The organism is [Bacteroides] pectinophilus (assembly GCA_025146925.1).
Lineage (GTDB): Bacteria > Bacillota > Clostridia > Lachnospirales > Lachnospiraceae > Bacteroides_F > Bacteroides_F pectinophilus.
The window spans coordinates 2,863,331-2,883,580 of sequence record CP102260.1 but is presented as its reverse complement, the minus strand read 5'-3'; the positions used below and the strand labels follow the sequence as shown (position 1 = coordinate 2,883,580).

The 20,250-nt window shown below is 44.4% G+C and carries 12 protein-coding genes; 10 read left to right on the top strand and 2 right to left on the bottom strand.

The features are described from left to right. Positions 1-33 precede the first annotated feature (33 nt). The 8 genes from recR to NQ488_13660 all read left to right on the top strand — a co-directional run bounded on the left by recR (position 34) and on the right by NQ488_13660 (position 14,607). Positions 34-630, top strand: coding sequence for a recombination mediator RecR (gene recR, locus NQ488_13695; protein ID UWN95575.1), 597 nt, complete (start codon positions 34-36; stop codon positions 628-630). A 155-nt stretch (positions 631-785) separates the two neighbouring features. Then, on the top strand, positions 786-2,369 hold the full coding sequence (locus NQ488_13690) for a hypothetical protein (GenBank protein UWN95574.1): 1,584 nt from the start codon (positions 786-788) through the stop codon (positions 2,367-2,369). Continuing rightward, entirely contained in the window at positions 2,350-3,066 is a 717-nt protein-coding gene (locus NQ488_13685; protein ID UWN95573.1) for a DUF6063 family protein, read from the top strand. Before NQ488_13690 ends, NQ488_13685 begins: the two co-directional genes overlap by 20 nt. Then, complete coding sequence (locus NQ488_13680; GenBank protein UWN95572.1) at positions 3,053-7,564, top strand: hypothetical protein; 4,512 nt, start codon at positions 3,053-3,055, stop codon at positions 7,562-7,564. The genes NQ488_13685 and NQ488_13680 overlap by 14 nt, the downstream gene beginning before the upstream one ends. A 149-nt stretch (positions 7,565-7,713) precedes the next feature. Then, on the top strand, positions 7,714-10,767 hold the full coding sequence (locus NQ488_13675; protein UWN95571.1) for a hypothetical protein: 3,054 nt from the start codon (positions 7,714-7,716) through the stop codon (positions 10,765-10,767). A 30-nt stretch (positions 10,768-10,797) separates the two neighbouring features. Then, complete coding sequence (tkt, locus tag NQ488_13670; GenBank protein ID UWN95570.1) at positions 10,798-12,792, top strand: transketolase; 1,995 nt, start codon at positions 10,798-10,800, stop codon at positions 12,790-12,792. Positions 12,793-12,918: 126 nt separating this feature from the next. Continuing rightward, entirely contained in the window at positions 12,919-14,145 is a 1,227-nt protein-coding gene (locus NQ488_13665) for a 6-phosphofructokinase (GenBank protein UWN95569.1), read from the top strand. Between the two features lie 102 nt (positions 14,146-14,247). Then, the gene (locus NQ488_13660) at positions 14,248-14,607 is read left to right on the top strand and encodes a DUF3783 domain-containing protein (protein ID UWN95568.1); all 360 of its coding nucleotides are present in this window, start codon (positions 14,248-14,250) and stop codon (positions 14,605-14,607) included. Here the strand turns inward: NQ488_13660 and NQ488_13655 are convergent. Further along, positions 14,604-15,044, bottom strand: coding sequence for a MarR family winged helix-turn-helix transcriptional regulator (locus NQ488_13655; protein ID UWN95567.1), 441 nt, complete (start codon positions 15,042-15,044; stop codon positions 14,604-14,606). The two genes, NQ488_13660 and NQ488_13655, sit on opposite strands and share 4 nt — an antisense overlap. 189 nt (positions 15,045-15,233) lie before the next feature. On the opposite strand from NQ488_13655, the gene NQ488_13650 reads away from it, so the two are divergent. Together NQ488_13650 and NQ488_13645 are read left to right on the top strand one after the other, a co-directional pair. Continuing rightward, entirely contained in the window at positions 15,234-16,985 is a 1,752-nt protein-coding gene (locus NQ488_13650) for an ABC transporter ATP-binding protein/permease (GenBank protein UWN95566.1), read from the top strand. Between the two features lies 1 nt (position 16,986). Then, the gene (locus tag NQ488_13645) at positions 16,987-18,909 is read left to right on the top strand and encodes an ABC transporter ATP-binding protein/permease (protein ID UWN95565.1); all 1,923 of its coding nucleotides are present in this window, start codon (positions 16,987-16,989) and stop codon (positions 18,907-18,909) included. Here the strand turns inward: NQ488_13645 and NQ488_13640 are convergent. After that, a complete protein-coding gene (locus NQ488_13640; protein ID UWN95564.1) occupies positions 18,906-20,249 on the bottom strand; it encodes an MATE family efflux transporter in 1,344 nt (447 codons plus the stop codon). The genes NQ488_13645 and NQ488_13640 overlap by 4 nt on opposite strands. Position 20,250 lies beyond the last annotated feature (1 nt).

Here is a 20,250-nt window from a genome sequence, read left to right as displayed (position 1 = left end):
ATGAAAGTAAAGTGGTAAGGATTCGGTGTAACGATGGATTTATACGGAAGTCAGATAACAAAGTTAATAGAAGAACTTTCCGCTCTGCCGGGTGTTGGTGCTAAATCAGCACAACGCCTGGCGTTTCACATTATCAATATGCCTAAGGAGCGCGTGGAGCAGCTTGCACAGACTATGGTGAATGCGCGCAGCAATGTCCGTTACTGCTCGGAGTGCTATGCGCTTACGGATTCGGAGCTCTGCCCGGTGTGCAGCAGTACAAAGCGTAACCATAAGGTCATTATGGTAGTTGAATCGACAAGGGATATGGCAGCTTATGAGAAGACCGGAAAGTATGATGGCGTGTACCATGTCCTGCACGGCGCAATCTCACCGGCGCTCGGCATAGGACCTAACGATATTAAGCTCAAGGAACTCATAACAAGGCTTGCAGGTGATGTTGATGAGGTGATAATAGCTACCAATTCAAGTCTTGAAGGCGAGACAACGGCGATGTACATAAGTAAGCTTGTCAAGCCTACGGGGATTAAAGTAAGCAGGATAGCAAGCGGCGTTCCGGTTGGCGGTGACCTTGAGTATATTGACGAAGTGACACTCTTAAGAGCACTTGAGGGAAGAGTAGACCTTTAAAAGAATGGAGGATAGTGTGAAAAACAGATTAATATCTGTTTTTCACACAGCTGTTTGTGCCGCAGGCGCCACAAACAGCATCTGTCGCAGAGCCAAATCTGATATTTGGCTCTGCGATTCCTCCGGCACTTTGTGCCTGCGGAATGGAGGATAATATGGCGCAGGCAAATGTTTTACAGAATGATATCGTGCATGAACACAGAGTCAGAATGCTGAACCTGAAGAAGTATTATCCGTTCTTTAAGCTTACGGAGATTTCTTTTGAGAATTTCAGGCAGGGCCAGTATGCAGATCTTGACATGGGCTATATCGTCATGGCGGTCCTGCGTTTTTTTATTGAAGAGAATAATTTTAAAGAAAAAGATGTGACGTACCCTGAGTATGTAGAGTTCATAGGACAATGCATACGCAGGGATTTTGTGCTTAATGTGACAGATGAAGAATGCAGGGATATTGCAGACTATGTATTTGATAAGATAAAAAATGACGGAAAACCATTTGAATTCGGATATTATGACCCTGTGGACAGAAAGCACAAGGTCTCACGAATGAAGCTGATAGACAGTTCAATACGCAATAATACGGTGTGGTATTCAATAAGTCCTGATGCGATAGAGTTCTATCTTGACACTAAGGAGATTAAGGATGAGAGCAGAATAAGCGTGCAGCAGCTTCTGCTTGAAAAGATGATTAAGTCACAGGATTTTGGACGGGGAACGCAGGTAGTAGGCCGTATCAATGATGAGGTCGAGAGACTTATGCTCGAGCGCAGGGAAGTCGAGAGGCTTCTGGCAACGGATGTATTTGCAGGACTTGAAGCGTACAGGGATTTTACTGATAACGGAATGCAGTGGTTTGATGACGAGCAGAGATTATTTGTAAAAAATAAAGAGCTGATAGATGCGGCAATAGCTAAGATGGAAAGCACGCCGGCACATGCGGGGGATGGTTACAGAAGAGCGGTTGATGAGATATATGAACTTGATGACCAGCTTAAGATGGCAATGAGCAGACATGGGGAACTGCTGCGGGCATGCATGGATCTGCAGAAGCTGACAGATAATGTGATACATCGGAATAAGCTCAGCAGATTGAGAATACATTGTGACTACAGACAGCTTCTTGAGCAAATGGTGCGTTCAGATACAACAAGACCGCTTGAGATGATGATTGGTGCCATGCTCAGGCCAAAGACTTCTAAGATGTTCGATTTTGGAATAATCGACGAGTGTCTCACACAAAGGACACAGAAGCAGGATATAGTCGAGGAAGATGCTCCGGGAACGCAGGAGGATATCATCTTCGCTGATGAGGCGGAAGATGAAAGAATAAGCCATAATTACATATTTTTCATGCGGAGTATAATCAGGCTCCTTGAGGAAAAGCAGGAATTTACACTGTCATGGTATAATGCCTGGCTCAAAGACAGATACAAAGAAAAGGCAGATAATATACTTGCCAATGCGGATTATTATTCATTTCTCGTTAATCTGTGCCAGAAGCGGCGCTATGTCATAGGCGGTCCGGATGATACGGAAGAGAGTTTCCTTGACGGCATACTTAAGGAAGGACTGGCAGCGGATGGCGCAGCCGGAGTGAACGGTAATCCATATGTGATAGAGATAGAGATGGCTGACGGTGAAGTTGAAGTTGGCAAAGAAGCAGTGGTAAGCGAGCTTATACTCAGGCTTGCCAGGACACAGGACAACGGAGGCAGTGATGGAACAGAGGAATCTTGATAAGGCACTTGATATTGTGTCAAAGCTGCTCATGGGTGAGGAGATATCGGAAAAGGGCAGTAATGCCGCACTTTATCAGGAATACAATAATAACGGTGAAGTGTATGACATAGTACATATGTCTCTTAAAAAGATGAATATACATATGTATGAGTATGCTAACGGTCTCTATGTAAGCGCAGGAGAGAATAACAGGGCATTCGGATACTCCAATGAGGAACTGAGGCGCGAGATAGGCATAAGGAATAACAGGGAGCTGTATCTTGCGTATTTTGTAATATATAATGTGCTGACATTTTTTTACCAGTCATCGGACAGTACGGCATATTCTGAATTTGTAAGGGTTGAGGATATAATATCAGGAACGGATGCTGCAGTTACGGGGATTGCAGACAGGCGTGAGGCGATAGTGCTTAACGAGATTGAAGAAAACAGTTTCAGACAGATTGCCTTAAGCTGGGACGGGCTTCCTGTTGTAAGCGTGGAAGATTCGCAGGGGCTTCGTGCCGCCAGGAATTCAAAGACGGGCTTTGTAAAGCTTGTTATGAACTTTCTGGTAAGACAGGAGCTTTTTGTGCAGGCTGATACGAGGTATTATCCGAAAGACAGGTTCAGGGCACTTGCACAGAACTATTTTGAGGAATATAAGGGAAGACTTCTCGAAGTAATGAGGGAGGAAGAAGATGCCACAGATTAACCGCATACGTGTAAACAATGTCAAATATAACTTTGGAACCCAGTATTATGATGATTTCATGATGCGCTTTTCCGGCAAGAATACGCTGTATGATCTTGCCAACGGCGGCGGTAAGAGTCTTCTTATGCTTCTGCTTATGCAGAATATGATTCCAAACTGCACACTGGATGACAAACAGCCGATAGAAAAGCTTTTTCGCGGGGACAGCGGCAATACAACAATACATTCACTTATAGAGTGGAATCTTGACCCATGCTACCGTAAGGACAATTACAAATATATGCTTACGGGCTTTTGCGCACGCAAAGCAAGAAATACATCATCAGAGCAGCCAGCAGTGCCAGATGGATATGATACGGACGGCACGGGAACGTCACAGGCTTCATCCGTATCAACTGCTTCACAGGCAGTTTCGGCAAATGACCAGGCATCAGTGGAATATTTTAACTATGTCATATTCTACAGGGAATTCGGCGATAATGACATAAGAAATCTGCCGCTTTCAAAGGATGGCAAAAAGGTAACATATCAGGAACTTAAAGATTACCTGAGAGACCTTGAGAAGAAGGATTTCGGAGTATCGGTAAAGATATTTGACCGCAAGGGAGATTATCAGAACTTTATAAGCGGATATGGAATCTATGAAAGTGAATGGGAAATCGTAAGAGGAATCAATAAGACGGAAGGTCATGTAAGAACATATTTTGAGACGAATTACAGGACAAGCCGCAAGGTTGTTGAGGATCTGCTTATTGAGGAGATTATCCAGAAATCCTTCCACAACATAACAGGCAACGGTAATGATGATGACCGCATGGCAAGGACGCTTCTTGACATAAAGGATAAGCTTGTTGAACTTTCAAGAAAGCATGCCATTATGGATGAGTATGACATGCAGATACAGGCCATAGATGAGTTCGCACAGGGACTGTCAGATTTTGAAAGTATATACCGCAATAAAAATGAGAACAGTGCCAGACTTGTAAGGATGCTCGCGGCAGCAAGGAAAAAGAGTGATGAAACAGCTGCTGAGGAGCAGTCTGCAGCAGAGGCGATTGAGAGAATACAGATTGAGACCGACAGAGAACATCGGCTCATAGACACTGCGGAGATTATCGAACAGAAGAATTCAATGAAGGAAGTCGGGGAGCTTCTCAGGCAATCTGAGCAGGAGAGGTCGTCTGCTGTGCAGGCTTCGGAAAGTCTGCGGCTGGAACTTACTCTTAAGGAGTGCATTGCAGATTACAGGGAATATCTTGAATATAAGAAGCAGTTTGATGAGATAACCCAGATTATAGATAACAGACTCCGTGACCATGAAGACATAGCTGCGGAACTGAGAAATCTTGCATCATATAAAAAATCAGCTGATGATATCAGAAGACATGAATTATTGTCGGGTATGACAGAGGCAAAAGCACTTCTTGCCAATGAGGAGAACGTATCCAATACAGCAGCAGATGCACTTAAGGCAGCAGAATCAGGAATATCCAAGGCACTTGGACGTTCTGAATATCTCAAGAATGAGATAACTTCCGACGAGAATGCCATATCGGGGATGCTTGGTGCCGATACGGTACTTGTCGCTGAGAATGCGTCTGATGAGCTGGCAGGAGTGAATGATGAGGCAGCAGCATGCAGAATGCATATGCGGGAACTTGAGGAAAAACTGGCGTCAGTAAAGACACAGATTGATATGTGCCGTACTAAGCTTGACAGAACAGATACTCTTATAGAGGTGAACGGACAGCAGGCAGAGAAGCTTGAACAGGAACTTGCGGCAGGAAAGCATGCCGATGAGCTTTTTGACAAGCTGTGCAATGTGTATTCACAGAAGACGCCGGAGGGGCTGGCAAGAGCGGTATCGGCGGCACTTAAGGAGACTGAATCACAGTTTGACAAAAGTATGCGCAGAAAATCTGACCTTGAAGTATATGCTGAGTCACTTAAGAACGGCGTGTATGTGTGCCGCGATGAACAGTATGACAAAGTGTGGGATTATCTTCAGAAGCAGTATGGCGAAGATGCCATGCAGGGCTCACGCTGGTATGCGGGCCTTAAGCAGGGACAGAAACGGGATGTCATAAAGCGCGTTCCATTCATTCATAACGGCTTTATAATAAAAAATGATTTTGAAAGAGTCAGGGCGGATACAGTGCTTGGAAGCTTTAACGGTGCATATGCGGTACCGGTTATCAGTGAAAATGTGCTGTATGATATGAAGCTTGAAGTGAACAATGAACTTGTGACATTTGCATCGAGGGATATGTCATTTCTTACAGAACCGTCAGGCATTGACAATGAGATTAAAAAATGCAGCGAAGAGATAGCTGAGCTTGATGATGTGATAGCGCGTCTTTCAGACAGAAGAGATGTGATAAGGGAGGACTATGATTTTGCAGTAAGAGAAGCGGTAAAGAGGTCTGATTATAATGACAGTCCGGCAGTCCGGCTTGAAAAGCTTAAAGCTGAAGCAGTGCAGCTTGCAGAGACCAGAACGGAGCTTATCGGCAGACTTGAGAACCTTAACACATCAAAGGCTTCACTCACAAGAGAGTACGATGACGAATCGCAGAGAGAGGCGCATGATCTTAAGAGGGCAGAGCTTCTTCAAAAGATTACAGAGCTGTTCGACAGGGCTGTGGGACACAGAGCCGAAGTGAAGCAGCTTGAAGGGATGATTCAGGAGTACTCTTCAAGGAAACAGAAAGCGGGGGCAGATCTCAGCGCATCACAGGAAAGAGCCAGCGCATACCGGTCGAAGATTGCATCGGTACAGAGTGCGCTTGAAAGAATGGATGTCCAGTGGACTGCATTTGCACCATATTATAGTGAAGATTACGAAGCAGGTTCCGATAACACGGTTAATGCACAACAATTCAGTGACCAGGATCTCGAGAGCAGGTTTGCAGCACTCAGAAGCATTATTGAGCAGGATACATCTGACATAACGGATAAGGAGAAGCTTAAGAACCATCTTGCTGCGTCTATGGACAAATGCTGCCGTATGATAGAGTACAGGCGAATGTCGGTTGATGATGTCAGGAAAGCGCTTGATGACGACTCAATGGCGGACAGCAGTAATGATGCGCTTATGTCGATACGTGACAGACTGGCTGAGTATGATGGGCAGATTGCTTCAATAACACAGACAATAGAATCGCAGAGCGCACTTTATAACAGACTTGACGGAAGTATAGCACATGGAATCTATCAGATAGAGGAAAAATACGGAAGTTATGAGGAATTTGAATGTGCCAATACAGCGGCATTCAAGGAGCAGCATACGGCGCTTGTTGCAAAGATGAGAGAAAACAAAGCCAGGCTGTCTGACAGACAGAAGGAGACTGTTAAGCAGCACACAAAGCTTGAGGTTATGATTAAGGATATGGAGAGGATTATCCGTGCTGCCGGAATAGATGAGGCGGATGCGGATGTGACCGGAGCAGATGAGAATGTGGCTTTGGAGAATTACATGGATTACGAGAATGTCCAGAAAGAACTCGAGAGGATTCTTGTAAGGCTTGAAAAGCGCAAGGATACATTTGCAAAGCAGAAAGCAGAGCTTACTGACAGACTGCGCAGACTTGAGGCAGCAGATCTTGCGGATGAATTTACAAGAAGCCTGGATGCACCGGCTGATGCAAAACAGTGTGAAGAGCTTGCCGGACAGCTAAAGGAGACCAATGAGTATATAGCGCTTGAGAGAGATAATGTTGCAAAGAGCACGGAAGACATGGAACGTATAAAGGAAAGCTTTGAGAACAGATGTCTTCAGACCTGCAGCAATATAAAGACGGAGCTTGACAGGCTTCCACAGCTTTCGACAATAACGCTGGACGGAAAGCTTATATCGATAATTGACCTGCAGATACCATATGTAAAAGAGGAGTCATACAAGGAGCGCATGTCTGCCTACATAGACGAGACAGTGACAGCGGCTGAGAGCTTCAGGGATGCGGCACAGAGACTTCAGTATATACGCAACAGACTGACATGGAAGAGACTTTTTTCTGTCATTGTTACGGATATGGATGCAATAAGGGTGAATCTGTACAAACGTGAGAGAATCGGCGATCAGAGCAGGTTCCTTAAGTATGAGGAGGCTGTGGGAAGTACGGGACAGTCACAGGGCATATATATTCAGTTCCTGATTGCGGTTATCAATTATATCTCCAATATAAATGCGGCAACTCATGGGGCAGCGGTGACGGGCAAGGTAATATTTATCGATAATCCGTTTGGTGCGGCTAAGGATATATACATATGGGAGCCTATATTCAAACTGCTGAAGACAAACCATGTGCAGCTTATTGTTCCTGCAAGAGGTGCAACACCTGCTATTACGGGAAGGTTTGATGTTAATTATATTCTTGGGCAGAAGATGGCCGGCAGAATACAGCAGACTGTTGTTGTGGATTATCAAAGCAACATTGAGCGTGAGAATCTTGAGTATACAAGGATTGAATATGAGCAGCAGACGCTTGACCTGCTGTAATGCATCCGCGATATATGACAACACGCAGTTTACACAGATATGCCATGTATTGGAAAGCGGCAGAGCTGTAAACTTTTTTGACAAGCATTATATGCTGTGATAAACTTAATTATGTATGTTTAACTTTCTTTTGAAAAGGTGGCGTTATCGTGGATAAATACGAATTCAATATAAAATTAGAACAGATTAAGAAACTCGCAGCCAGAAAAGATTACAAGGCAGCAGCAGCTATCGCTAATTCCATGGATTGGCGCAAGATGAAGGATTGGGCTACACTTGCAACAATAATCAATGTTCAGGAAGCAGCAGGATACATAGAGGAAGCAAGAGATACTGCCATACTCGCATATAACAGGAACCAGGGCGGAAGAAGGCTTGTATATAAGCTTACAGAGCTTTTTATCAGACTTGGACAGTTCGAGGATGCGGAAGATCTGTATGAGGAATATGTTCATATGGCATCACATGATGTGAACAGATTTATTCTTGAGTATAAGCTCCGCAAGGCAGAGAATGCGCCGGTAGATACTCTTATCGAGATACTTGAGGAGTACAAGAGCCAGGAGATAGACGAGAAGTACATGTATGAGCTTGCACAGCTTTACAGCTATGCCGGCATGTCTGATAAGTGTGTTCATATATGTGATGAGATTATATTGTGGTTCTCTGACGGTGAATATGTTGACAGTGCAATAAGGCTTAAGCAGAAGTATGCTGACATAACGGCTACACAGCAGAAGATATTTGAAGAGGCTGTCAGAAAAAAGGATGCACCGGATGCGGATCAGACAAAAGAGCTGATATTTGCAAAAGAGCATGAGAAGATCCGATACAGTGATGAGATGGAAAATGAGCTCGAGGAAGAGTACTCACAGGATGAGTATGAAGATGCTGAATATGAAGATGACGAGGAAGACGGATACGACGGTGCCGGATATGAAGATGATGAGGAAGACGACGGTCCGGCGATGGATCTTATCCAGAATAAGGCTGACGAGAATGCCAAGAATTTTTTCCGCGCGTTAATTAATAAGGCTGCCATGAGTGCAAAGGGCGGCAGTCCTGATGATGAAGACGGGGAAGAAGAGGATGAGGAGACTCCTGCTGATACACAGGCAGACAATCCGGAATATCAGGACTCTTCATACGTGGATGATGCAGAGGATGCGGATTCATCAGGCACGGACGACAGTGCTTCATCATCCGGCAATGAAGGAATAGAAAAAGCAAAGCAGTCACTTAATGAGCTTATTGCAAAGGCAAGACAGAATCTTGAAGACAGTTATGAAGATGTACGTCAGGAAGATGCGGAAGAGCGGATTGCCAAGACAGCAGAGCAGATCGAGGTTCCTGTAAGGGAATACAGCATATATGACACGCGCAATCTTCAGGCAGAGCTTGCCAAGAATCTTGATGAGATTATGAATTCAGATACTGCACCTATTACACCTGTAAGCCCAATGCCGTCATTTATGAATAATGACTTTGGCAGTGTCCAGGATGAGGCTGACAAAGACAGTAAGAATGATAGTGATGACAGTGATAATGCCGCTGATGAGCAGATAGACGGCCAGATGAGCATTGCTGACTGGGTGGAGGCTGTACAGGAAGAAAAATACGGCAACCGGGAGACAAGGGAATTCTCCAAAGAAGAACTTGAGAGAGAGCTTGCAGCAAGAGAGTCCAAAGAAGAAGCATATGACAGGCTTATGGCAAAGCAGAAGGCGGAAGCGGCGAAGACAGGAGTACCTTTTGATGAGGCGAAGGCCAGAGACAATGCCAATCAGGAGCTTATGCTGCAGTCGGTGAAGACAGACCTTGCAATCAGAACAGGTAAGGCAGCAGCGCATATCGAGACGGATGCTGTAAAGCAGAAGGAAGACGGAAGAATATGGCTGTATGCATACAAGAGCAAGCTTGCAAAAGACAGGGAAGAAGCGGCGGCAGAGGAGCAGCGCAGGGTATTGGAGCAGAGGTTCTCTGATGAGGAACATCAGAGGCAGGCACAGAAGGCCATGGCAGATGAACTTGCCAGAGAGGTAAGGGAAGCTATGGATAACAGTGCCGTATCACAGGAGCAGGACTCACAGAAACCGATTCCTGATGCGGAAGATGAAGAATACGGCGAAGAATACGATGACAGTTATGATGACGAATATTCAGAAGATGACTATGACGATGAGTATGCGGACGATGAGTATGCGGAAGACGATGAGTACGATGAAGATGGGGAGTACGAAGAGGACGATGAGTATGATGTAGAGCCGATTGAGGAAGAAGAGCCATCAGGCGTAAGGGCATTATTCCATTTTGGCAGAAAGAAAAAGCCAAAGCCGGTTGAGGAGGAGCCGGAAGAGGACGAATATGAGGAAGAATATGAAGGCAGTCCTGATGAAGAAGAGCCTGAATATGACGAATCAGAATATGATGATGGAGAAGAGGCGTTTGAATTGGAAATCCCAAAGGAAGTACGTAAGTTTTTCAACAAATATAATGATATGGATGGCGTAACCGAACAGCTGGCAGAGTATTTTGACACTGTCGGTGATGAGATTGGCCGGAATACATCGGAGAGAGGTAATATAATTATCAGTGGCAACAGGAGTGCTGATAAGACAAGTCTTGCCAAGAATATTGCGAGGGCACTTAACCAGCTGTATCCGGAATATCCTAAGAAGATTGCCAAGACTACCGGTGAGAGTATTAACCAGCGTGGAATCGCTAAGTCACTTCCAAGACTTATAGGAACGGTTCTTATTGTAGAAGACGCGGGTTCAATTGTTCCGAAGAGAATCACGGAGCTTCTTGAGGTTATGAAGCAGGATACAGGCGGAATGATTGTAATACTGATAGATTCAGATACAGAGATTAATGTGCTTCTCAGTGTTAATCCTGATCTGGCAGAGAACTTTAACCACAGAATAGTTATCAAGCAGTATGCGGTTGCAGAGCTTGTTGATTATGCAAGAAAATATGCGGGCAAGCGCCAGCATGTTGTAAATGATGATGCACTTACACTTCTCTATATGAAGATTAATAAATTAAGCAAAGAAAAAGAGTATGTAAGGACGGATGAAGTTAAGGAGATTATAGACAAGGCTATTGTCAAGGCAGAACGACGTGCTTCCAGAAGATTATTCGGAAGGCATGTAAGACGTGGCGGAGAATATTTTGTTCTTACCGAGTCTGATTTTAAAGATTGATATAAACCTGTATAACAAGGAGGATTTACAATGAACAACAGTGCGATTGACAATTTGTCAGTTAACGCAATACGTGTATTATCAGCAGATGCAATCCAGAAGGCCAATTCAGGACATCCGGGACTTCCACTCGGTGCAGCACCTATGGCATATGAGCTCTGGACAAAGCATATGAATCACAATCCTAAGGATCCGGAATGGAAGAACAGGGACAGATTTATTCTTTCGGGCGGACATGGTTCAATGCTTCTGTATTCACTGCTTCATCTGTTTGGATATGGTAATCTGTCAGCTAAGGATCTCTCAGAATTCCGTCAGCTTAATTCACTGACACCGGGACATCCTGAATACCGCCACACAGTAGGCGTGGAGGCAACAACAGGCCCTCTTGGCGCCGGAATGGGTATGGCAGTAGGTATGGCTATTGCAGAATCCCATCTTGCGGCTGTATTTAATAAAGACGGATATGATGTGGTTGACCATTACACATATGTTCTCGGTGGAGACGGCTGTATGATGGAAGGTATCTCATCTGAGGCATTTTCACTTGCGGGTACGCTTAAGCTCGGCAAGCTCATAGTATTCTATGATTCCAATAATATTTCAATTGAAGGAAGCACTGATATAGCATTTACAGAGAATGTGCAGAAGAGATTTGAGGCATTCGGCTTCCAGACAATAGATGTTGCGGATGGCAATGATCTTGAGGCAATCGGCAAGGCTATTGAGGAGGCAAAGGCTGACCAGACACGTCCTTCACTTATTACGGTTCATACACAGATTGGCTATGGCTGTCCGGCTAAGCAGGGTAAGGCAAGCGCACATGGTGAGCCTCTCGGCGTTGAGAATGTTGCGGCACTCAGAGAGAATCTTAAGTGGCCGTTAGAAGAGAGCTTTGCAGTACCTGAAGAGGTATATGCTAATTATGCACAGTACGCAGCTAAGGGAGCAGATAAGGAGGAAGAGTGGAATAAGCTCTTTGAAGAGTATTCTGCAAAGTATCCTGACATGCGTAAGCTGTGGGATGAATATTACGGAGACAATGCAGAGCTTGATAAACTTTTTGCATCAGATGAATACTGGGCACGTGGTGAGAAGCCGGAAGCTACAAGAGGTATCTCAGGCCGTGTGCTTAACGAGATTAAGAAGGTAATGCCTAATCTTATCGGTGGTTCAGCAGACCTTGCACCATCTAACAAGACTAACATGGCAGGCATGGGTGATTATTCAGCACAGGACAGAAGCGGCTGCAATATGCACTTTGGTGTGAGAGAGATTGCAATGGCGGCTATCGGCAACGGAATGATGCTTCACGGAGGACTGCGTGCATTCGTGGCAACATTCTTTGTATTCAGTGATTATGTTAAGCCTATGGCAAGACTTTCAGCTATTATGGGAGTGCCGCTTACATTTGTACTCTCACACGACAGCATAGGAGTAGGAGAGGACGGACCTACACATGAGCCTATCGAGCAGCTTGCAATGCTTCGTTCACTGCCTAACTTTAACGTATTCAGACCATGTGATGCAATTGAGACAGAAGCTGCATGGTACGCAGCAATCAAGTCTGACAGGACACCTACCGCACTTGTACTTTCAAGACAGAATCTTGCTCCGATGCCGGGAAGCAGCAGGGATGCACTTAAGGGCGGTTATGTAATTGATGATTCAGCTAAGGAAGTCCCTGATGTAATTCTTATGGCATCAGGTTCGGAAGTAGAACTGGCAGTGGAGGCTAAGAAGCTTCTTGCCGGTGATGGAATTGATGCGAGAGTTGTAAGCATGCCATGTATGGATATTTTTGAAACGCAGAGCGATGAGTACAAGGAGTCGGTGCTTCCTAAGGCATGCCGTAAGAGAGTTGCGGTAGAAGCTCTCTCAGACTTTGGCTGGGGAAGATATGTGGGACTTGACGGAGCGTATGTCACAATGAAGGGCTTCGGAGCATCAGGTCCGGCTAAGCAGCTTTTTGAATATTTTGGATTTACAGCAGAGAATGTTGCAAATGTTGCAAAGAGTCTCTAATTAATTGGTTGAGAAATCAGGTCATATATGCTAAAATATCAGTATATTAATAGTATCAGCATACACTGACCCGATGGACGGCCAATGGGTCAGGGATGGGTATACAATTATTAGGAGGGCTACATAATGGTAGGTAATGTTATTGTTGGACAGTCAGGAGGTCCTACATCGGTTATCAATTCGAGTCTTGTAGGTGTATATAAGACAGCTAAGGACAGAGGAGCTAACAAGGTGTATGGTATGCTCCATGGAATCAAGGGATTATTGGACGGACAGTATGTTGATTTGTCAGAGCACATTAAGACAACACTCGACATAGATCTTCTTAAGAGAACACCATCTTCATTCCTTGGTTCATGCCGCTATAAGCTTCCGGAGATTTGTGATAATAAGGAAGTTTATGAGCAGATATTTGCAAAGCTTAAGGAACTTGAGATATCAGCATTCTTCTATATTGGTGGTAACGATTCAATGGATACTATCAAGAAGCTTTCAGATTATGCTATATTAATTAACAGTGATATCAAGTTCATGGGTGTACCTAAGACTATTGATAATGACCTTGCAATCACAGACCATACTCCGGGATATGGAAGTGCTGCCAAGTTTATCGCAGCATCACTTAAGGAGATTATCAGGGATGGTCTTGTATATGATTACCCGACTATCACTATAGTTGAGATTATGGGTCGTAATGCAGGATGGCTTACAGCTGCTGCGGCACTTTCACGTTCAGACGATTGCGAAGGTGTTGATATGATTTATCTTCCTGAGAAGGTATTTGATATCGCGGATTTTATGGAGCAGGTTAAGAAGAGAAGTGCTACAGGCAAGTCTCTTGTAATTGCCGTTTCAGAAGGTATTAAGGTTGCAGACGGAAGATATGTATTTGAACTTGCTGACCACGTTGAGTTTGTCGATGCATTCGGACATAAGCAGCTTGCAGGTTCTGCTAAGTTCCTTGCGGACAAGATTGGCTCAGAGCTTGGAATTAAGACAAGAGCACTTGAGTTCTCAACACTTCAGAGATGTGCAGCCCACATGACATCACGTACAGATATAACAGAGGCTTTCCAGGTAGGCGGTGCTGCTGTTAAGGCTGCATTCGAGGGAGAGACAGGTAAGGTTGTAGTACTTAAGAGAGTATCTGATGACCCATATATCTGTATTACAGAGACACATGACGTACATAAGATTGCTAACATCGAGAAGAAGATTCCTCTTGAGTGGATTACAGATGACGCATATGTAACAGATGACCTTATCCATTACATCCGTCCACTGATTCAGGCAGAACTTTCACCAATTATGGTTGATGGTCTTCCAAGACATCTCAGACTTGGTGATGAATAAGATAATAATTGTTGAAGATTGGGGCTGCATATATTGATTATATGCAGTCCCATTTTTAAAGTATGGAATTAAAGTATCCGTGTAAAGTATCCGGGAGGGAATATGTCAGAGAAAATATTACTGTTTGAAGTATCATCCGCTGTGAGTTCCAAAGTTCAGAGAATAGCATCACAGATGCGGATTAAGACTAAAGTTGCAGATAAAGCGGAGTATGGAAAAACAATAGGAATGATTGCCGAAACAGATGATGCGGTAAGCAGCGCAGGTACAGCATTTAGTCCGGATAAAAGCCTTATGGTAATGTGCGGGCTTACGGAAAAGCATATGGACAGACTGTTGTTTGCATTGAGAAGGGATAATGTTGACATAGGTTACAAAGCAATACTTACAAAGACTAATGCATCATGGAGTGTATCCAGAATGTATGCCCATATGGAGCTTGAGCATAAGCTTACACATTAATACGGTGGGTCAAGATTCTTCTGTATGCGCTTAAGAAAATCATAGAGTTGCTCAATCTCTTTTCTGGAGAAACCTTTAGTAATCTGGTTATCCATTTTCTTAAAATATGGTACAAACAACTCAAATACATCACGACCCTTATCTGTTATGACAAGCTTCTTAAGACGGGCATCTTCGGGACAGCCTACACGCATTATAAGTCCGTGGCGCTCCATGACCTGAAGTGTATTGGTTGCTGTGGCGCGTGATATATCGAATTCATTCTCAATGTCGCGCTGGAATACATCCGTATCTTTGTGAGCCATAAGGTACCCGAGAATATGGCACTGAGGCTGTGTGAGAGCTTCTGACTTGCCGATCTCACTGATAAAGCAGGATATGTATCTGTTTATTTTGTTGTGAACAACACGAAATTCATGACCAAGTCTTTTCTTCACGCGAAACTCCATTCATATGCATCAGATTGTAAACAGTTTTCATTTTAATTTGTAATAAGGCGGATGTCAAGCAAAGGTCACAAAATGTACACAAATAGCGGCTTGACATTAAAAAAATATTGTATTATTATTGTTAGCACGCTAACATATTAACATTGTTGAAATCTATTGAAAAGGAAGTGGAAGAATATGATTAAAACGCTGGCGGCACATATTAAAGAGTACAAAGCAGCTTCAATTGCGACGCCTATATTCATGATTCTTGAAGTAATCATGGAGACAGCGATTCCCGTGCTTATGGCATCAATCATTGATAAAGGTGTCGAAGCGGGCAACATGAAGCATATATATACGGTTGGTGCAATGATGGTTGTTGTCGCGGCACTTGGACTGTTATTCGGTGTGCTTGGCGGCAAGTATGGTGCCAAGGCCTCTACAGGATTTGCAAGGAACTTAAGGAAGGCAATGTATGAGAACATACAGACATTTGCATTCTCTAATATTGATAAGTTCAGTACTGCAGGTCTTGTAACAAGGCTTACAACCGATGTGACCAATGTACAGAATGCATATCAGATGATTCTGAGAATGTGTATGAGAGCACCGTTTTCGCTTATCTGCGCAATGGTAATGGCATTTATCATTAATGCGAGACTTGCAAGCGTATATCTGATAGCAGTAATAGTACTTGGGTGTGCGCTTGTGCTTATTATGAGCAGGGCAACGAAGTATTTTGGAATGGTGTTTGAAAAATACGATGACCTTAATGCAAGCGTTCAGGAGAACATATCAGCAATCCGCGTTGTCAAGGCATATGTACGTGAGGATTACGAGAAGGATAAGTTCAAAAAGGCGAACGGTAACATTTACAATATGTTTGTAAATGCCGAGAAGATAACTACGCTCAACGCACCTCTTATGCAGACAACGGTCTATACATGTATCCTCTGCATAAGCTGGATGGGTGCTAAGATGATAGTCGGAGGCTCCCTTACGACAGGAGAGCTGATGAGCCTTCTTACATATTGCATGAATATCCTGATGAGCCTTATGATGCTCTCGATGGTATTTGTAATGATAACGATGAGTGCGGCAAGTGCAAGACGTATTGCTGAGGTGCTTAATGAGAAAACTGATATCTGCAATCCTCAAGAGCCTGTATATGAGGTTGCTGACGGAAGCGTAAGGTTTGATCACGTTAATTTTGCATATGGAAAGAATGTCGCAGAGCCTGTACTTAAGGATATTAACATCAGTATAAATGCAGGCGAGACGATTGGCATTATCGGCGGAACCGGAAGCGCAAAGTCAAGTCTTGTCAATCTTATAAGCCGTCTGTATGACGTTAACGGAGGTGCCGTATACGTTGGCGGAAGGGATGTAAGAGAATATGATATCGAGACGTTGAGAGATGAGGTATCGGTTGTTCTTCAGAAGAACGTCCTTTTCTCGGGTACAATTCTTGATAATCTCCGCTGGGGCAATAAGAATGCAACGGAGGAAGAATGCAGACGTGCCTGTGAGCTTGCGTGCGCGGATGAATTTATCGAGAGATTCCCTGACGGATATAAGACATATATTGAGCAGGGCGGAAGCAACGTATCCGGCGGACAGAAGCAGAGACTCTGTATCGCAAGAGCACTGCTTAAGAAGCCTAAGATTCTTATTCTTGATGACTCTACAAGTGCTGTTGATACGGCGACAGATGCCAGGATAAGAAGCGCATTTGCAAAGGAAATTCCCGATACTACGAAGATTATCATTGCGCAGCGAATCTCAAGTGTTGAGCACTGTGACAGAATAATTGTGCTTGATGACGGAGTGGTAAGCGGATTTGGTAACCACGATGAGCTTATGAAGTCCAATGAAATCTATCGTGATGTATATGAGTCACAGACCGGTGGCGGCGGTGACTTTGATGAGCCTGGGAAAGGAGAATAGTATGGCAGAGAAAGTACGTGAATTCAAGGGCGGACCGGGAGCAAGGGGACGCGGACCAAGACCGAAGGTAGCTAATCCCGGCAAGCTGTTTAAAAGAATCATGCAGTATGTCATGAGAAAATATACTGTTCATATTGCAGTAGTTGTCATATGCATATTTGTCGGTGTGCTTGCCAGTGTACGCGGTACACTCTTTATGCAGACACTTATTGATGATTATATACTCCCTATGATGGGAAGTGCAGACCCTGACTTTGGACCGCTTCTTGCAGCGATGGCAAGAGTAGCGGTGTTCTATGCGATTGGTGCGCTGTCAACATGGGTTTACAGCAGAATTATGGTTAATGTCACACAGGGAACACTAAGAGACCTCCGTCAGGATCTGTTTTCCAACATGGAGGGACTTCCGATAAAGTTCTTTGATACACATGCGCATGGCGATATCATGTCAATATATACTAACGATATTGATACACTCAGACAGATGATAAGCCAGAGCATGCCGCAGCTTCTTAACAGTGTAATTACGGTTGTCAGTGTATTTATAAGCATGATAGTGCTCAATGTTCCGCTTACGGTTGTTACATTGATTATGGTTGCAGTCACACTTACATCTACCAAGGCAATCGCCGGAAGAAGCAGTAAATACTTTATTGCGCAGCAGAAGGAGCTTGGCAGGGTTAACGGCTATATAGAGGAAATGATGGACGGACAGAAGGTTGTCAAGGTATTCTGTCATGAAGAAGAAAGCATAGAGAACTTCAACAGACTTAATGATAAGCTCTGCGAGAGTTCATATAATGCCAACCAGTTCGCTAACATCATGGGGCCGGTAACCATGCAGATTGGCAACATAAGCTACGTTGTGTGTGCAATGGTCGGCGGTGTGCTTGCACTTAACGGCTTTGGCGGTTTCACTCTTGGCGGGCTTGCGAGCTTCCTTACATTTAATAAGAGCTTCAACCAGCCTATCAACCAGATGAGCCAGCAGCTTAACAGCGTTATAATGGGCCTTGCGGGTGCAGAGAGGGTATTCAGGCTGCTTGACGAGGTTCATGAAGAGGATGAGGGCAATGTAACTCTTGTAAATGCAAAGCTTGAGAATGGTGTTCTTACTGAGACTGACGAAAGAACCGATATGTGGGCATGGAAAAATATACATAAGGACGGAACAGAGGAGCTTGTTGAGCTTAAGGGCGATGTTGTATTTGATGATGTTGACTTTGGATATAACCCTGATAAGATAGTCCTTCACGGAGTAAATCTGTATGCGACACCGGGACAGAAGATTGCATTTGTAGGTTCGACAGGTGCGGGAAAGACTACTATTACGAATCTTATTAACCGTTTCTATGATATTCAGGACGGTAAGATAAGATATGACGGAATAAATATTAACCATATCAGGAAGGATGACTTAAGACATTCTCTCGGAATAGTTCTTCAGGATACGCATCTGTTCACGGGAACAGTACGTGATAATATCAGATACGGAAAGCTTGATGCAACTGACGATGAAGTTATTGCAGCAGCAAAGCTTGCCAATGCGGACAGCTTTATCAGAAAGCTTCCTGACGGCTATGACACGGTACTTACGGGTGACGGTGCTAACTTAAGCCAGGGACAGAGACAGCTTCTTGCCATTGCAAGAGCCGCAATAGCAGACCCTCCGGCACTCATACTTGACGAGGCAACAAGCTCAATTGATACAAGAACGGAGCGGATTGTACAGGACGGAATGGATAAGCTTATGAAGGGCAGGACAACATTTGTAATTGCCCACAGACTTTCAACAGTGCGTAACTCAGACTGCATCATGGTGCTTGAGAACGGACGGATAATAGAGCGTGGCAATCATGACCAGCTCATGGAACTTAAGGGAAGATATTACCAGCTGTATACGGGAGGACTGGCTGCCAGCTAATTGCCGGCAGCCTTATCTATTACTTTTATCTGACTCCATCTGCCACTGATAAATCTTGTCGTAAAGCATATTCCACGTACAAACCAGTCACACGCCATACCTATCCACACTGCAATCGGACCGAAGCCGAATACGCGGCAGAGGATTGTAACTATAAGAACACGGCAGGTCCACATTGTGATTGATGATACAATCATTGAGAACTTAACATCACCGGCGGCACGCATTCCGTATGCAAGGCTGAATGAGAATATCCACGGAATAGGCTTTATTATTGATACGAAGGTCGACATTTCTATAAACATACGCGTGCTTTCAGGTGTCATGTTGCCAAGCACCGCAAGCGGTCTTGTTGCAAAATAGGTGAGAGCACATGAGATGATAAGTGCAACCTCGGCGTATTTGGCAAGCTTTATTATGTATCGCTTTGCTTCGTCAGGTCTGCCTGCACCCATACACTGGCCGACGATGGTTATTGTTCCGAGACCTATGCCGATTGCAGCCATACTGTTGAAGGATTCAAGTATTGTCTGCATGGCGTTGGCGGCAATGGCATCTGTTCCGAGTGTGGATACGGTAGACTGGATTGCAAGCTTGCCGAACTGGAACATTCCGTTTTCGATGCCGGTAGGTATTCCGACACTTAAGATAGTGCCGATAAGAGCCCATTGCGGGCGCACTGACGAGTAATTGCTGATGACAATCTCCTGCTTAGGCTTACGCAGGCTGTAAAGCACGACAACGGCACAGAAAGCACGTGAGACAAGTGTTGGAATTGCGACACCTTCAACGCCGCAGTGCAGGCCGAATATAAGGATTGCGTTACCGGCTACATTTACGACATTGGCAACCATGGAGATTGTCATTGGATATTTGGAATTGCCACATGCTCGGTAGAGTGCCGCACCTGCATTGTAGAGCGCAATAAAAGGATATGAAAATGCCGTTATTACAAGGTAAGTAAGTGCATTATTCATGATTGCCGGCTCAACGCTTCCGAATATTAATGAAAGCAGCGGTCTCCTTAATATTACTGCAAATGCTGTAATTATCAGTGAGATTGCAAACACGGAAAGTAAAAGCTGCTGGCCGGATTCGTTGGCTTTTTTGTGGTTGCGGCTTCCGATGTACTGTGAGCATACGATTGCCCCGCCTGTTGCAAGTGCTGAGAATACCTGTATGATAAGTGTGTTTATCGAGTCTACAAGAGATACCGCCGAGATTGCGGTCGGACCTACGGTACTGACCATAAGTGAATCCATCATGCCCATGACGGAATTAAGAATCTGCTCTATTATGAGCGGTATGATTAATTTGAAAATATCTTTATTGCTGAACATA

What these genes read in the sequence shown, in the direction of transcription:
- recR (UWN95575.1), top strand. Translation starts at nt 34, where the DNA reads ATGGATTTATACGGAAGTCAGATAACAAAGTTAATAGAAGAACTTTCC.
- NQ488_13690 (UWN95574.1), top strand. Translation starts at nt 786, where the DNA reads ATGGCGCAGGCAAATGTTTTACAGAATGATATCGTGCATGAACACAGA.
- NQ488_13685 (UWN95573.1), top strand. Translation starts at nt 2,350, where the DNA reads ATGGAACAGAGGAATCTTGATAAGGCACTTGATATTGTGTCAAAGCTG.
- NQ488_13680 (UWN95572.1), top strand. Translation starts at nt 3,053, where the DNA reads ATGCCACAGATTAACCGCATACGTGTAAACAATGTCAAATATAACTTT.
- tkt (UWN95570.1), top strand. Translation starts at nt 10,798, where the DNA reads ATGAACAACAGTGCGATTGACAATTTGTCAGTTAACGCAATACGTGTA.
- NQ488_13665 (UWN95569.1), top strand. Translation starts at nt 12,919, where the DNA reads ATGGTAGGTAATGTTATTGTTGGACAGTCAGGAGGTCCTACATCGGTT.
- NQ488_13660 (UWN95568.1), top strand. Translation starts at nt 14,248, where the DNA reads ATGTCAGAGAAAATATTACTGTTTGAAGTATCATCCGCTGTGAGTTCC.
- NQ488_13650 (UWN95566.1), top strand. Translation starts at nt 15,234, where the DNA reads ATGATTAAAACGCTGGCGGCACATATTAAAGAGTACAAAGCAGCTTCA.
- NQ488_13645 (UWN95565.1), top strand. Translation starts at nt 16,987, where the DNA reads ATGGCAGAGAAAGTACGTGAATTCAAGGGCGGACCGGGAGCAAGGGGA.
- NQ488_13640 (UWN95564.1), bottom strand. Translation starts at nt 20,249, where the DNA reads ATGTTCAGCAATAAAGATATTTTCAAATTAATCATACCGCTCATAATA.